10 protein-coding genes and 1 pseudogene are annotated in these 15,057 nt (G+C 58.0%); 6 read left to right on the top strand and 5 right to left on the bottom strand.

Annotation, left to right across the window (positions count from 1 at the left end):
• Positions 1-23 precede the first annotated feature (23 nt).
• Entirely contained in the window at positions 24-1,646 is a 1,623-nt protein-coding gene (locus QE435_RS08860) for a hydantoinase B/oxoprolinase family protein (protein WP_349041011.1), read from the bottom strand.
• A complete protein-coding gene (locus QE435_RS08855; protein ID WP_349041010.1) occupies positions 1,643-3,736 on the bottom strand; it encodes a hydantoinase/oxoprolinase family protein in 2,094 nt (697 codons plus the stop codon). The genes QE435_RS08860 and QE435_RS08855 overlap by 4 nt, the downstream gene beginning before the upstream one ends.
• On the opposite strand from QE435_RS08855, the gene QE435_RS08850 reads away from it, so the two are divergent.
• Entirely contained in the window at positions 3,725-4,576 is an 852-nt protein-coding gene (locus tag QE435_RS08850; RefSeq protein ID WP_349041009.1) for a TetR/AcrR family transcriptional regulator, read from the top strand. The genes QE435_RS08855 and QE435_RS08850 overlap by 12 nt on opposite strands.
• Here the strand turns inward: QE435_RS08850 and QE435_RS08845 are convergent.
• From QE435_RS08845 to QE435_RS08835, 3 genes are all read right to left on the bottom strand, one after another.
• Positions 4,549-5,313 carry a helix-turn-helix domain-containing protein gene (locus QE435_RS08845; protein WP_349041008.1) on the bottom strand — a complete coding sequence of 255 codons (765 nt, stop codon included), beginning with the start codon at positions 5,311-5,313 and terminating at the stop codon, positions 4,549-4,551. The two genes, QE435_RS08850 and QE435_RS08845, sit on opposite strands and share 28 nt — an antisense overlap.
• Before the next feature lie 167 nt (positions 5,314-5,480).
• On the bottom strand, positions 5,481-7,130 hold the full coding sequence (locus QE435_RS08840; RefSeq protein WP_349041007.1) for a hydantoinase B/oxoprolinase family protein: 1,650 nt from the start codon (positions 7,128-7,130) through the stop codon (positions 5,481-5,483).
• Complete coding sequence (locus QE435_RS08835; protein ID WP_349041006.1) at positions 7,130-9,181, bottom strand: hydantoinase/oxoprolinase family protein; 2,052 nt, start codon at positions 9,179-9,181, stop codon at positions 7,130-7,132. The genes QE435_RS08840 and QE435_RS08835 overlap by 1 nt, the downstream gene beginning before the upstream one ends.
• 475 nt (positions 9,182-9,656) lie before the next feature.
• On the opposite strand from QE435_RS08835, the gene QE435_RS08830 reads away from it, so the two are divergent.
• From QE435_RS08830 to QE435_RS08810, 5 genes and pseudogenes are all read left to right on the top strand, one after another.
• Positions 9,657-11,186 carry an ABC transporter substrate-binding protein gene (locus QE435_RS08830; protein WP_349041005.1) on the top strand — a complete coding sequence of 510 codons (1,530 nt, stop codon included), beginning with the start codon at positions 9,657-9,659 and terminating at the stop codon, positions 11,184-11,186.
• 129 nt (positions 11,187-11,315) lie between these two features.
• On the top strand, positions 11,316-12,263 hold the full coding sequence (locus QE435_RS08825; RefSeq protein WP_349041004.1) for an ABC transporter permease: 948 nt from the start codon (positions 11,316-11,318) through the stop codon (positions 12,261-12,263).
• Positions 12,260-12,820, top strand: a pseudogene (locus tag QE435_RS08820) (ABC transporter permease); the annotation flags it as partial. The gene QE435_RS08825 and the pseudogene QE435_RS08820, both read left to right, overlap by 4 nt.
• 40 nt (positions 12,821-12,860) lie before the next feature.
• On the top strand, positions 12,861-13,097 hold the full coding sequence (locus QE435_RS08815; RefSeq protein WP_349041167.1) for a hypothetical protein: 237 nt from the start codon (positions 12,861-12,863) through the stop codon (positions 13,095-13,097).
• Between the two features lie 12 nt (positions 13,098-13,109).
• Positions 13,110-14,933, top strand: coding sequence for an ABC transporter ATP-binding protein (locus QE435_RS08810; RefSeq protein ID WP_349041003.1), 1,824 nt, complete (start codon positions 13,110-13,112; stop codon positions 14,931-14,933).
• Positions 14,934-15,057 lie beyond the last annotated feature (124 nt).

Genomic DNA, 15,057 nt, shown 5'->3' with positions numbered 1-15,057 from the left:
TTCCATACATCGCCTCTGGTGGATCAGGCTGTCTTGAGGGCGACACGCTCTTGCGATTGCTCCTCGGGCAAATTCCGCATTCCCCAACCACCGCCACCGGGGGTCTCCACTATCACGGTTTCACCCGGCGCCAGCGTCACGGACCCCTTACCGGCCAGGGCTTTGATATTGCCTTGCCCGTCCCGAACGGAGTTTTGTCCGGTTGCTCCCGATGCGCCTCCGTGAAGGCCATAGGGTCCAGTCAGTCGCCGGTCGGATTGCAGCGAGACACGCGCCTCGTGATCGATAGCGGTGATGGCGCGGATCAGTCCTTCGCCACCGACATGATACCCGTCTCCTCCCGAGCCCTCACGAAGCTCATAACGTTCGATGCGCAGAGGATAGCTGATCTCGAGCGCTTCCACCGGCGTGTTGAGCGTATTCGACATATTGGCATGGACACCGTGCATGCCGTTGCCGTAGGGCCGCCCGCCCTGCCCCCCGCCTATCGTTTCGATGTAGGTGTAGGGACGTGCATTTCTAGGATCGCGCCCACCAATGCCAATGAGGTTCATCGTACCTTGGCTCGCAGCGGCAATGCGCTCCGGCGCGATCTGAGCGAATGCGCGAAGCACGGTATCGGCCACGCGCTGCGTCGTCTCCGTATTGCCGGCGCAGACCGCAGCAGGTGCGCGCGCATCGAGAAAGGAGCCATGCGGAATGCGGATCTCGACAGGGCGCAGCACACCGGCATTTGGAGGAAGCGTGGCATCGGTCAGAATCTTGATGGCATAGAATACTGCCGAATGGGTCATAGGCTTTACCGCATTGACATTGCCGCGCCGCTGCGGTGCGGTACCCTCAAAATCGAACACAAGGCCGTCAGGAGAGACCTCGACCGCCACTTTGATGAGGACCCTTTCCGGGCTGGAACCATCGTCGTCCAGCCAATCCTCCGCTTCGTATCGTCCCGGAGGAAGTTCGGCCAGGCGCTTCAGCATGCGCCGTTCCGAATAAGCCAGAATGGCGGACAGGCCCTCCTTCAGACCATCAACGCCAAACCGCGCCGCAAGCTCTTTGATGCGGGTTTCCCCCACGCGCAAAGCCGCCAGTTGAGCGTTAAGATCGCCGCGCCGCTCTTCCGGCGTGCGGACATTTGCAAGCACCATTCGCAGGATACCGCTCTGCTCCACACCGCTCTCGTAAAGTAGTACAGGCGGAATGATGAGGCCTTCCTGATAGATCTCGATGGAACTGCCAGGCATCGAGCCGGGCTCCATCCCGCCCACGTCCGAATGATGAGCACGGCTGGCCACATGCGCAACCAGCACGCCGTCCGCGAAGACTGGGGCAATCAGCGTAATGTCGGGCAGATGCGCGCCAGCGATGAAGGGATCGTTGACGATAACGACATCGCCCTCCTTCAACGGCGGCAACTCGGCCAGCGTGGGGCCAACAGCCTTCAGCATCGACCCCAGATGAACGGGAACGTGTTCCGCCTGCGCAACAAGCTCCGCATCGGCGTTGAAGATGGCGCAGGACGCGTCCATGCGCTCCTTGATATTGGGAGAAAAGGCGGTGCATTTGAGAACGACGCCCATTTCCTGTGCGGACGCCTCCAATGCGTTGCGCAGCACTTCAAGACGGATAGGATCAAAACTGCTCATGCTGCTACCTCAATGATCAGGCTGCCGGATGCGTGAACGGTCAATCGATCACCCGGATAAAGGACGGTGGTGGAGGAGACTTCTTCAATGATGGCCGGACCAAGGATGACGTTGCCGGCTTTGAGCTTGTCGCGATCATAGACAGACGCTGTGTGGAAAGCGCCCTTGGTCCCGGTATCGCCCGGCTCATAATAAACCTGCCTATCGCCGGTGCGTGCATCGTCCGACGGGACAGGCCCACCCTCCTCCAGTTCAGGCAACACAGGCGTATCGATACGGCCAATGCCGGTGACACCGAACCCCGCAATCTCGATGGCCGCCTTCTGATCCGCGTGACCGAAACGGGCGCGGTGGGCAGCATGGAAGCGTTCAGGCAGAGCCGTCCACCAATCCGCTCCGCGTGGATCAACCGTAACAGGCAACTCGAACGACTGACCCTGATAACGCATATCGATGCGAACTTCCATCTCGCGGCGATCCTGTGCGACGCCATCGTGATCGAGATGCGCATCTGCCCGGTCCGTTAGCCGCTTGATCCGAGCTTCCGCTTCGGTCTTTGTCATCGCGTCATAAGCAACGACATGCGTCTCGACAAAATCATGACGCAGATCCGAGATCAACTGACCGAGAGCACACAGAATGCCTGGCGTGGGCGGGACCATCACACGCGGCATCTTTAATTCACGGGCAACGGGGCTGCCATGCATCGGGCCAGCACCACCGAAGGGTACGAGGGCGAAGTCGCGAGGATCATAACCGCGTTCGACAGAAACCACGCGGATGCCGCGCACAATATTGGCATGGGCGACCCTCAATATTCCCGCCGCTGCCTCGTAGACGTCGAGGCCAAGCGGCTTGGCAATGACATTGTCTATCGCACTCAATGCGCCGTCCAGATCAAGCGTCATCGTGCCGCCGAGCCTCGACTCCGGCGAGAAACGTCCGAGCACCAGATTGGCATCCGTCACCGTGGGCAAGGTCGCGCCGCGACGATAACACACAGGCCCAGGCACGGCTTCGGCGCTCATCGGGCCCGCCCGCAACGCGCCGCCATCGTCGATCCATGCGATGGAGCCACCGCCTGCACCGATGGCGTTGATATCGATGACCGGCAGCCGGATCGGCACCGTCTCCAGGCTTGCCGAACGGGTGATCTCCGGCCGTCCCGCACGGATAAGGCTGATGTCGGTGGAGGTTCCGCCAATATCCATGGTGATGATGTCGGGAATGCCAGCCAAAGTCGCAACATGAGCACTGGCAACGACGCCGCCGGCAGGACCGGAAAGAACCGTGTGAACCGGTTTCAGGCGTGCGCCCTCCAGGCTCATCAATCCGCCCGCTGCATCCATCACCATGACCGGCCGGTCTGCTCCGAGTCCAAGGCCTTCCTTCTCATCCTGTAACATGCCGGAAAGTGAGGAAAGGTAGCGGTTCATCACCGGACGGAGATAAGCGTTAAGAACGGCGGTCGAACCACGCTCATATTCACGGAACTCGGCATTGACCTCGACAGAGGCAGAAATTGCGACGTCTGGGAGCATTTCCGTCAGAATGTCGCGTGCCCGCAATTCGTGGGCGGCATTCGCGTAGGAGTGGAGGAAGAGGATGGCCACAGCCTCGACACCCGCGGCCTTCATCGCCTCACCCGCCGCCCGCACATCGCTCTCGTCCAGGGGCTGCAATTCTTCGCCTGTGGGCAGAATGCGACCGCGCGCGGTGAAACAAAGCTCCCGCGGCACGAGCGGCTCCGGCTTCACCTTGGTAAGATCGAACAGTGTTGGGCGGTTCTGCCGCCCGATTTCGAGCATATCGCGAAAGCCGTGATTGGTGAGAAAGGCTGTCTTCGCCCCATTGCGTTGAATAACCGCATTGGTCGCGGTCGTCATACCATGACCGACATAGGCCACATCTTCGCCTCTTGCACCTTGAAGACCCAGCGCCTTGCGCAAACCCTCCAAGGTGCCCAAGGCTCGGTTCACGGGCGTCGTCGACACCTTCGCGACGGTGATCGTCCTCGTTTTCTCATCATAGGCAATGCTGTCGGTGAACGTTCCACCGACATCGGAAGCAACGCGAATATGTGGGGTCATGACCAGCCCTTGTGTAACAGTAACGTTTCCGTTACAAAATCAGAAGTGTTCAGCGGTGTAAAGCGCTTTTATCCCGCACGTTTCAAAATTCATTTTCCAGTTACGAAGATGTCCATGCGACGGAAAAAGATGATATGGACCAGCCCTCAAAGGACCGAGTGCATGGACAGCGACAAACCTCAAACTCAAGGATCGAATAAGGCGCCATACGGAGCGCATGCCGCCCGAACTTTGCGCACACGCAAAGCAATTCTCGCCGCAGCAGCAGGCGAGTTTGTGGCGCACGGGCTCGAAGGCGCGAATATGGAGGCGATCGCCAACGCCGCAGGTGTAAACAAGGCGCTGATCTACCGCCACTTTTCCCGTAAGGAACTGTTGTTCCGCCACGTCCTGGAAGATGCCTACAGGGCAATGCGTGACGCTGAAGAGGCGCTGGACATGCCGGCAGATCCAGTGGCAGCGCTTGACTGTCTGACGGCCTTCACCTTCGATTATTATTGCAACAATCAATCCTTCCTGACGCTGGTCGGTATTGAAAACCTGCATGGGGGCGAAAACATTCGCGAATCTGAACGAGACATCGTGCATGCAGAAAATATTTCGCGCATGGTCGCCGGTATCTTGCAAAGAGGCGAGAATGCCGGGCTCTTCAGACCTGGCCTGGACCCGGTCGAACTTTGGCTTTCCATTTCCAATCTCTGCTGGGCGACGGTGTCCACGGTTCACACAATCCGCTTTACCTTCGAACGCGATGTTCTGGCCGAGCCGGCGCGCAGCGCGCGCCTTGCCCATATCCAGGAAATGGTACGGCGTTACGCCTTGTTGCCAAACCACTTGTAAGGAAGCGACTCTGTCATCAGTGCGATGCAGCGTTGAACCTCTTCGTCCGATACGCTGTTGGCCAGCGCCAGCAGCGACACGCCGGTTTCGCCATAGCGATTGTCGCCAGGCGCCGGGGCGAAAGCCAGAGTCCAGACCTCGTATCCTGCCGCCTTGCGTGTGCCGATCACATATCCTTTCTCCAGGAACATCTCGATTTCCGAACGGATTGTATCGACGTCGAGCTTCCACATCTCGTAGTGTGGCGCATTGATCTCGAGGATCCGTTCGCGGGATTCCTTGTCGAGCCGCGCGATCATACAGACGCCCGCATGACCAATGCCAAGTGGAAGACGCCCGCCTACCCCAGACAGGAGAGGTTGAACCGGAGCAGCACTCAGTTGAAAATCGAGGCAAACCGACTCGAAACCTGAACGCGCCATCAGAAAGCTCGATATGCCGGTACCAGCGGTGACCGAAATCAGTGCGGGCCGAAAAAGATCCACCAGATCGCCGATACCCGGCACTCTCTGTGCCAAAGCGTAGATGGCATTTCCCAACCGGTAATTGCCACGACGCCCACTTTGTTCGACGAAGCCGTAATGGGAAAGCCCCGTCAACGCGCGATGAACGGCCGATTTGGCGTCGCCGATCGCTTCGGCGATTTCTGCAAGGCTCATGCCTGCGCGGCCTCCATTGCCCAGCGCCAGCAATATTTCGGCTCCCCGTTCGACATTGCTGGAAGACTGCTTTGCCATTCCGTTCCTCGATCTCCAGTGAATATAACATGGACCAAAATCCGATTATTGGAACCGATACGGAAGTGAGATGCGACAGTCAAGCACAACAATGGGTTGCGCAACTTTGTATTCTGCTGAAAAAAGACCCGGGTCTCGGCTGCCGAGAGCCCGGGCCAGGTGGGAAATCAGATGCTCCGAGCGAGCCGCGCATTTTCGAGCGGAACCCGCCCGTCCCGTAGATCGGCGGCGGCAGATGCAGAATCTCGCCTCTCTGGGTCACCGTATCCGCCAGCCCCAGGCGTTATGATCTCCAGAATGTCTCCCTTGTAGATATCGCCCGCACCGTTCACCAAACGCTCGGGAGCGCCTACAATGGTGAAGGAGCCATTGGCGCCTGGGAGGCCGCCATTCAGACCCCATGGACGCGAGACGAAGCGTGACCCACCGACCGACACGCGGCAGTCAGCCTCTGCACGATAGACCCTTCGCAAACCCATGCCACCACGGAATTCACCTGCGCCGCCGGAACCATCGACCAGTTCGTAGGCCATCAAAGTCAGCGGATATTCGGTTTCAAGCGACTCGAGCGGCAGATTGGACGTGTTCGTCATGTGCACATGCACACCGTCAAGCCCGTCCTTGTTGTGTCGCGCTCCGAACCCACCGCCGATCGTTTCGAGATAGACCCAGAGACTACCGTCAGGGCGCGTGCCCGAAAAGCTTGCCACCGCCACCGAACCGTTGCAGGCTGCTGTAACGCGGTGCGGCACCACCTTTGCCAGCGCGCCATGAATAAGATCCACCACCCGCTGGCATGCGGCAATACGTCCATCCACGGCCGCAGGATGCGCGCAATTCAGCAACGTTCCCTTTTCGGCAGTGACATGGATGGGCCTTGCAAGCCCCGCATTCGGCAGAACCGTGGGATCGACAACGGTCTTCACGGCGTAATACACGGTCGAAAGAAGGGCGGTGTAGACGACGTTCAACCCGGCACGGACCTGTGGCGGGCTGACGAAATCGAGATGCATCTCATCGCCTTTGACAACGATCGTGACGGAAAATTCAAGCTGCTCGCGCAGCGACTCGGCGTCGAACAGATCAGAAAACTGATAGGTGCCATCCGGGATGGAGGCGATGCCCGCCCTCATCTTGCGCTCTGCATAATCCATCAGTTCGCGACCTGCCGCGAGAACGGTCTCAGTCGAATACTTATCGCACAGTTCCTTGAAACGTGTGACCCCAAGACGGTTTGCGGCCATCTGCGCACGCAGGTCCGACATGCGCTCATGCGGCACCTGGCAGTTCAGTAGAAACAGCCTCTGAATATCGTCCTGAAGTATTCCCTTGCGATAAAGCCGAACGGGAGGAATGCGGATTCCCTCCTGATAGATGTGCGCATGCCCACGGTCGGCAAAGTCGGAGTGATGCGCCGTGTTGATTGCCCAGGCCGTCAGCTTACCGTCATGGAATATCGGTTCGGCCAGCACGATATCCGGCAAATGCGTACCGCCGCCCTCATAGGCATCGTTACCGATGAACACGTCGCCGGGAGCGAGGCTCCCCGCGTCCACATGGTTCAGAATATAGGGGATGAAGCCGATGAAGGACCCGAGATGCATGGGAATATGCTCTGCCTGGCAAAGCATATAACCGCTTGCGTCGAAGAGTGCGGTGGAGCAATCGCGCCGTTCCTTGATATTGGTGGAGTAACTGGCCCGAACGAGAGCCTCGCCCATTTCTTCAACGGTGGAAGCGAATGCACTGCCGATCACCTCGACTGTGATGGGATTGAGGGCTGGGGCGGTATTTTCGGCGATGGCAACCTTCGTCATCACTTCTCCTCCACGATAAGATTGAGGTAGGCGTCGACCTTTGCGGTATAGCCGACAGGCAAGACAGTGGTGGAATCCATCTGGTCGATAATCGCAGGGCCCGCCACGAGGTTGCCCGGCTTCAGCAGGTCACGATCGTAGAGCGTCGCCGGAGTGAAGCCACCTGCTTCCGCCATCCATACATCGCGCATGCCGGTGACAGCTTGGGATGAATCCTCACCCTCGATCGGGCGTGGTTTGAAGGCAGCTTTCTCGACCCGCCCGCTGGCGGCAAGGCGGTACGTAACGAGTTGAACCGGCTCTCCCTCCGCAACGAAACCGTAAAGCTGGCGATGCGCCTGCTCGAAACGCTCATTGATCAACCGCAGAGTTTCGGCGTTAACTGGGCCGTCGGGTACCGCAACGGCAATCTCATAATTCTGTCCGGCGTAACGGCAATCCACCGTGCGGTTGACAATACGTGCGGCAGGAGGGATTTTTTCCCGCTCGAACCATGTATCCGCCCGTTCAGCGAGACCGGCATACAAGCCCGACAGCGTATCCACATCCACGTCATCAAGGCGATGCAGAACCGTCGCGGAAAAATCCGTCCTCAGATCGGTCATCAGCAGGCCGAGCGCGCAAAGGACGCCAGGCGTTTTCGGAACGACGATCCGCCTCATGCCAAGCTCACGCGCAAGGCGAACCGCATGCACGGGACCCGCACCACCAAAAGCAACGAGCGCATAATCACGGGGGTCATGGCCGCGCTGCACGGAAATCACGCGGATTGCCTTCGCCATATTGGCGGTCACGATATCGAGAATGCCGTTGGCTGTCTCCAGGACGCCCATGCCCAGTTTATTTGCAAGCTTCTCAACGGCCCTGACCGATAGCGAACGGTCGATCTTCATCCGGCCGTTGAGCAAATATTCGGGGTGCTGTGTTTGCAAAACGACATTGGCATCCGTTACCGTGGGCTCATCGTTTCCGAGCCCGTAGCAGGCGGGCCCTGGATTGGCTCCCGCCGAGCGCGGCCCAACCTTGAGGTGGTTGCCAGAGTCGATATAGGCGATCGACCCGCCCCCCGCACCGACGGTGTGGATGTCGAGCATCGGCGCTTTGATCGGATAACCATGGACGACCGATTCATTGACGACCCGGCATTGACCATCCGCCAAAAGCGCCACATCTGAACTGGTGCCGCCCATATCGAAGGTAATGAGATTGTCGATCCCCGTCATGCGGCCGACCGCCTGCGCGGCAACGACACCCGTCGATGGGCCCGACAGGACGGTACGAACAGGCATCTCCGCCGCGGCATCGAAGCTGATGACGCCACCATTCGACTGCGTCAATTGCGGCGCGACCACGATCCCCAAATCGGACAGCTTGCCGGACAGTGCCTTTACATAACCCTGCATCACAGGACCGAGATATGCATTGACGACCGTCGTCGATAGGCGTTCGAACTCACGAAATTCCGGAGCGATCCGGTGCGAGAACGAGTGAAAAGCCTCCGGAAACTCCTCCTTGAGAATGCGCGCTGCGATCTCCTCATGTTCGGCATGGCTGAAGGAATAGAGGAAGTTGATCGCAACAGCCTTCACGCCCGCCGCCTTTAGCGCCCGAACCGCTTCACGAAGACCCGCCTCATCGAGCGGCGTTTCTACCGTACCATCTGCCAGCACGCGCTCGGTGATCCCGAAACGCAGGTGGCGTTCAACCAGTAGTTCCGGCTTGTCCGCCTGCAAATCGTAAAGATCTGGGCGCTTTTGGCGTCCGATCTCCAGCAGATCGCGAAAGCCGCCCGTCGTCAGAAGTCCTGTTTTTACACCTCTGCCTTGGATAAGCGCGTTCGTAGCAACCGTGGTTCCATGCCCCACATACGAGACTTCGCTCGCGTCGATCCCGACGCGCTCTATGCCGTCCGCCACGCCCTGCGTGATACCCCGGGAAGGATCGTCAGGCGTCGAAGACACCTTCCAGATCATCAGCTCGCCAGTCTCGTCCTCGAACAGACATACGTCAGTGAAAGTCCCGCCTGAATCCACGCCCACTCGCCATGCCATGGCCCGCTCCTTTTTTCGATACGCGCCGCATAAGACGTCCTCTCAAGCCCATCTGCGCGGCATTGCAGGCAAGCGTCGGGGTTCCAGACGGAGAGCTAGACACTCCGCACATCCGGTCGATCAACGAATTTCGCCTGTAATTGAAGCCTAGGGCGACCCCTGACGACTTGTCAATTCAAATTCCATTATTACGACCAAATAAAATAATTGGTTCCAATATTCAGAATAAAAGCCAAGGCACCCCGAAATTTTGCCGACAAGTCGATCTTATTCCGATATTTAGTACAGAAGATGATCGCTGGACTAATTAATGGAATTTCTCTTGACACTCAGAAAAAGGTCTCTTTATTGTTTTCGATAACGACGGGACCAGTCCTGCACACTCTATTCGGACTGGTAGACACCAGGAAAAAGGGGCCGCAGACGCATCACGCCGGCTGGCAAGCATGTATCAACACATAATGGGGAACTAACCATGATACTCGATCGCCGTACCCTTCTGAAACTCACTGCCGCTTCCGGTGCCGTCTTCGCGATGGGCGCGCCACAAGCCTTTTCCGCAGCAGGCTCCGACACATTGCGTATCGGCCTCTCGACATATCCGGCCCATCTTAAGCCATGGGTGAATGTCGGATATGCTGGCCAATTGCTCTCATCGCTGATTAATCGTTTCCTCATGGCCTATACGCCCGAAGGCAAGCTCGTCGGTGAACTTGCGGAAAGCTTTGAACGCGATGGCGACCGCACCTGGGTCGTGAAGCTCAAGGAGGCAAAGTTCTCCAACGGCCAGCCGGTGACATCTGCGGATGTTGAGTGGAACATCGAGAAGATCAAGGCCGAGGGATCGGGTGCTTCGACGCGTGACTCCATGATGGACGTCGAGAAAGTGGAAATCGTTGACGACCGCAACTTCAAGTTGATGACGAAGTTGCCGAATGCCGCGCTACCCGCTCTTTTCGCCAACCCCTTCCTCCAGATTATTGCCAAAGGTTCGACGGAGAAGCAGGATCACGGGGTCGGTGCTGGTCCGTTTGTTCTGACGAACGCCGAAAAGGGTGTCGGTTTCGATCTTGAGGCGTCTCCGCATTATTTCAAAAGCGGCCTGCCGACATTCAAGAAGGCCCGTGTCACAGCCTACGCAGATGAAAACCTGCGAGTTGCCGCGATCACTGCCGGTGATGTGGATGTCATCGATTACGTTCCTTGGAGCGCAATGGACCAGCTCGACAAGGACGCGAATGTGAAGCTGGAGACCGTCGCTACAGGCGCCTTCATGTTCCTATCGTTCAACGGGGCGGGCGTATTCAAGGATGCCCGCCTTCGGCGTGCCGTCGCACTCGCAATTCGTCGCGAGGAAATCGTCAACGGTGTATTCTTTGGTCGCGGCGCAGTCCTCGGCGGCGTTCCCCGTTCGCAGACAACGCCCTTTTACAATGCAGAATTGGCGAACGCGCAGACCTATGATCCGGACAAAGCAAAGTCGCTTATCAAGGAGGCAGGTGCAGAGGGTGTCACTGTTAATCTGCTGTCCACGGCACAATATGGAATGCACCGCGACACCGCCGTCATCGTGCAGGGTCATCTCGCCGAAGTTGGTATCAATGTCACGCTCACGCTGCCCGACTGGTCAACACGTGTTACGATGGGCAATCGCGGCCAGGGAGATTTTGCAGTCCAGGGACTTGGTCTGGAGACCTTCGATCCCGATGCTGCAAGTTCGCTGATTGACCCGACACTGTCTCCGACGTTCTTCCGCTCACGCAATTTCGAGGTTCCGGGGCTAACAGATCTTCTAGCGAAGGGTCGCGCCGAGTTCGATCTGGAGAAGCGCAAAGCCATTTATGCGGAAGTCGACAAACTCGTCATCGAGTACACGCCTTTCTGCGGGCTTTCATATCGCGCCACAGGCTTCGCGCACCTGAAGCAGGTCAAAGATTTCCACATGCTGCCGGATCAGATCTCCCCGTTTTCCGGGCGTCTCTTCGACGAGCTTTCGATATCGTAATAACCGCGTCTGGCCGGTCCTGTGCAGACAGGACCGGGTTCCATCTCTTCTCCTCCATGCATTTTCTTTCAGAACGATGACATCGTTCTCGAGACGCATTGCATGGCAGACTCGCGGAGGATTGCCCTCATGTTCTGGTTCATGCAGAGAATTGCCATTTCCCTGGCGCTGCTCTGGGTCGTCACCAGCCTCGTCTTCCTTTCAATTTATATGGTTCCCGGCGACCCGGCAGAGCTTCTTCTCTCCGGCGACGGCATGACACCCGACCCGGCATCGATCGCCCAGCTTCGCAGCGAGCTTGGCCTCAACCGTCCAATTGCCTCCCAATATGCCGATCGCCTTGCTGGCCTTCTCCGCTTCGATCTCGGAAACTCCATGATCGACGGCTCGCCGATAGGCCCGGAAATCGCCAAACGGCTACCCCGTACGCTGGAACTGGTTGCCGCAGCCGCACTCATAAGCCTTATGATCGGTATTCCGACAGGTGTCGCGGCAGGCTTGAAGCAAGGCAGCAGGTTTGACCGCATATCGAATTTCATCGCCGGTTTTGCCCAAGGCATACCCGTTTTCGTCGCAGGCACCATCATTATCCTGCTTTTCGCCCAGATATGGAAGCTCGTTCCGGCCGGAGGATATGTCAACTTCAGCGACGACCCGGTCAAACACCTAATCCTGCTTGCGATGCCGGCCTTTGCCATCGCGCTTGGTCTTGCGGCGATCGTCGTTCGCATTGCCCGTGCCTCGGTGCTGGACGTTCTGCCGCTGGATTATGTTCGTACGGCGCGTGCAAAAGGTCTGCCGCAAAGACGGATTGTGGTCCGTCATGTTCTTCGCAACGCGCTGATGCCAGTCATCACAGTTTTCGCCCTTAATCTCGGCGGCCTGTTTGGCGGCACGGTTCTGGTAGAATATGTTTTCAATTGGCCGGGGCTTTCCGGAATGCTGGTCAGCGCCGTCAATTCGCGTGATTATCCGAGCGTGACCGCCGTCATCCTTGTCATTTCAGCTCTTTTCATCACGCTCAATCTTATCGTCGATATTGTGTACGGCATCACCGATCCAAGGGTCCGCAAATGACACGCTCACTTCGTCTCATCTGGCCGGTGCTGTTCGCGTTCGTCGCGATTGCCTGTCTGCTGGCCCCTCTCCTTCCACTATCGGATCCGTTGAAGATGAACATGGGACAGCGCTTTGCTCCACCTTCCGGCAGCTTTCCACTGGGTCAGGACGAGATGGGCCGCGATATTCTGTCTCGCATGCTGTTTGGTATCCGCATCTCGCTTTTCATCGCTCTGTCGACGTCACTCCTATCGGGCGTCATCGGTACGGCGCTCGGCATATTCGGTGGTTACATGCGCGGCATCTCCGAAATCTTCACGCTCCGGGCTATGGATATCGTTCTTTGCTTCCCGCCGCTTCTGCTGGCTATGCTTGCCGTCACGCTTTATGGCCCCGGCCCGATGACGCTGATCCCTGTTCTGGCTGCGGTCTTTGTTCCAGGCTTCACACGTGTGGCCTATGCCAGTGTCTTGACGGTCCGCTCTCAGGACTATGTGGAGGCCGTGCGGGCCATGGGCGCCAGCAACGGCCGGATCATGGTGAAGACCATTCTACCGAACATCGTAGGCCCGCTTCTGGTCCAGGCCAGCTTCGTCACCGCCGCTGCCGTCGTCCTTGAATCGGGGCTCTCTTTTTCTCGGACTGGGTGTCGTCCCGCCCTCTCCCTCGCTTGGCCTGATGATCGGAACAGGTCGTGCGGCGATCGTCCATCAACCCATGCTGCTCGTCTGGCCATGCTTGGCACTGGTGATGATGATCCTGATCCTGAACGGCGTGTGCGATCTCCTGCGAGACTGGCTAGATCCACGCTCCGCAGCAGCATTGGGCGGCGTTGGCAAGACGGGTGCATAAGGAAAAGGTATTATGACCGAAGCAACGCCTCATCCTGTCCTTTCCATCCGGGACCTGAAAATCTCCTTCCTGCGCGATGGCAAGTTCAACGCCATCGTCCGCGACCTCAACCTCGACATTCATGCCGGCGAAACCCTTGCGATCGTCGGCGAGAGCGGCTCTGGCAAAAGCGTTTCGGCGCTCTCGGTCATGCAGCTTCTGCCGCAAAATGCGAGCAGGATCGAGGGTTCCATCAAGTTGAAGGGAGAGGAGCTGATCGGCACCTCGCCGTCTCGGATGCGCGAGATTCGCGGCAACCAGATTGCAATGATCTTTCAGGAGCCTATGACGAGCCTCAACCCCGTGCTGACGGTGGGTGAGCAGATCGCGGAACCGGTGATCGCCCACCGCGGCATCTCCAAAAAGGAGGCGCGGACAGAAACACTCAAGCTGATGGAAAAGGTACGGATTCCCTCCGCGGCCAGGCGCATCGATGATTATCCGCATCAATTTTCAGGCGGTATGCGCCAGCGCGTCATGATCGCGATCGCCTTGGCCTGCCGCCCGGCACTTCTGATCGCCGACGAGCCAACGACCGCTCTAGACGTGACGATCCAGGCGCAAATCCTCGACCTCATCAAAACCCTTCAAGAAGAGGAAGGCACTGCCGTCCTGTTCATCACGCATGATATGGGAGTGGTCGCTGAAATTGCCGATCGGACCATGGTACTGTATCGGGGCGATCAGATCGAAACAGGCGCGACGACCGACGTCTTCGCCGCACCGAAGCGGCCCTATACACGGGCACTGCTGTCCGCTGTCCCTCAACTGGGGTCAGCCAGCGGAGGCGGTCCACGCCCTTTCCCAGTCATAGACATGGAAACCGGTCACGCACTCCCAGTTCCTCCCCGACAGGACACCGTCGATACGTCAGGCATGCCGCTTCTGGAGGTAGAGAAGCTATCCGGCCGTTTCGAAATTCGCTCCCCCTATACGCGCAGGGTGCAGGCCCGTATTCATGCGGTTGAAAATGTCAGCTTTTCTCTGGCTCGCGGCGAGACCTTGGCTATCGTCGGAGAGTCGGGTTGCGGAAAATCGACCACTGGACGCCTGCTGGCTGGATTGAACAATCCGCAATCAGGCTCAATTCGGATCAATGGCAATGACGTAAAGTCCTTCCATCGGGCCGATCTGTCACGACAAGTACAGATGATTTTCCAGGATCCGTTCGCCAGCCTCAATCCCAGGCTGACGGTTGAGAATGCCATAGCGGAACCGCTTCTCATTCATGGGCTGGACACGGTGCGGAATGCACGTCAGCGTGCCCGCGATCTGCTTGCCGACGTTGGTCTGTCGGCTGATATGGCTAAGCGCTATCCGCATGAGTTTTCCGGGGGACAGCGCCAACGCATCTGCATCGCCCGCGCATTGGCCTTGGAGCCTAGCCTTATCATTGCCGACGAAGCCGTGTCGGCACTCGATGTTTCCGTCAAGGCACAGGTCGTCAACCTTATGCTGGATTTGCAGGAAAAGCTGAAGCTCGGCTTTCTTTTCATTTCCCACGACATGGCGGTGGTCGAGCGTATCAGTCACCGCGTGGCGGTAATGTATTTGGGAGAAATCGTCGAGACCGGACCACGCGAAGCTGTGTTTTCCAACCCGCAACATCCTTATACCCAGCGCCTGCTATCAGCTGTTCCTCTCCCAGACCCCTCCCGAAGGAAAATGCGCCATAAACTGCCTGTCGGGGAACTCCGCAGCCCCGTTCGGGACAAGAATTTCAGCCCTCCTGCACGCAGTTATCGGGAGGTTTCTCCCGGACATGTCGTCCAGGTCTGGTCGGAAGACTGGTTCTGAGGTTTGGACAAGATCGCGCTGACAATCTCATTTCGTAGGTATATTCGAACGAATATTGAATACTGTCTTTCAGCCGACCCAAAGGCCAATCTATATCAGCCTGCAGGAGCACTTCACTTTTCAA

Origin of the sequence: Agrobacterium sp. SORGH_AS 787 (genome assembly GCF_030819035.1) — a bacterium.
Classification (GTDB): Bacteria; Pseudomonadota; Alphaproteobacteria; order Rhizobiales; family Rhizobiaceae; genus Agrobacterium; species Agrobacterium larrymoorei_B.
Note: the sequence above shows the minus strand (reverse complement) of the source record. Positions and strands in the feature narration are given on the sequence as shown.

Excerpts from the sequence above, each read along its gene's own strand:
- QE435_RS08860 (WP_349041011.1), bottom strand. The coding sequence starts at position 1,646 with ATGAGCAGTTTTGATCCTATCCGTCTTGAAGTGCTGCGCAACGCATTG.
- QE435_RS08850 (WP_349041009.1), top strand. The coding sequence starts at position 3,725 with ATGTGGGGTCATGACCAGCCCTTGTGTAACAGTAACGTTTCCGTTACA.
- QE435_RS08855 (WP_349041010.1), bottom strand. The coding sequence starts at position 3,736 with ATGACCCCACATATTCGCGTTGCTTCCGATGTCGGTGGAACGTTCACC.
- QE435_RS08845 (WP_349041008.1), bottom strand. The coding sequence starts at position 5,313 with ATGGCAAAGCAGTCTTCCAGCAATGTCGAACGGGGAGCCGAAATATTG.
- QE435_RS08840 (WP_349041007.1), bottom strand. The coding sequence starts at position 7,130 with ATGACGAAGGTTGCCATCGCCGAAAATACCGCCCCAGCCCTCAATCCC.
- QE435_RS08835 (WP_349041006.1), bottom strand. The coding sequence starts at position 9,181 with ATGGCATGGCGAGTGGGCGTGGATTCAGGCGGGACTTTCACTGACGTA.
- QE435_RS08830 (WP_349041005.1), top strand. The coding sequence starts at position 9,657 with ATGATACTCGATCGCCGTACCCTTCTGAAACTCACTGCCGCTTCCGGT.
- QE435_RS08825 (WP_349041004.1), top strand. The coding sequence starts at position 11,316 with ATGTTCTGGTTCATGCAGAGAATTGCCATTTCCCTGGCGCTGCTCTGG.
- QE435_RS08810 (WP_349041003.1), top strand. The coding sequence starts at position 13,110 with ATGACCGAAGCAACGCCTCATCCTGTCCTTTCCATCCGGGACCTGAAA.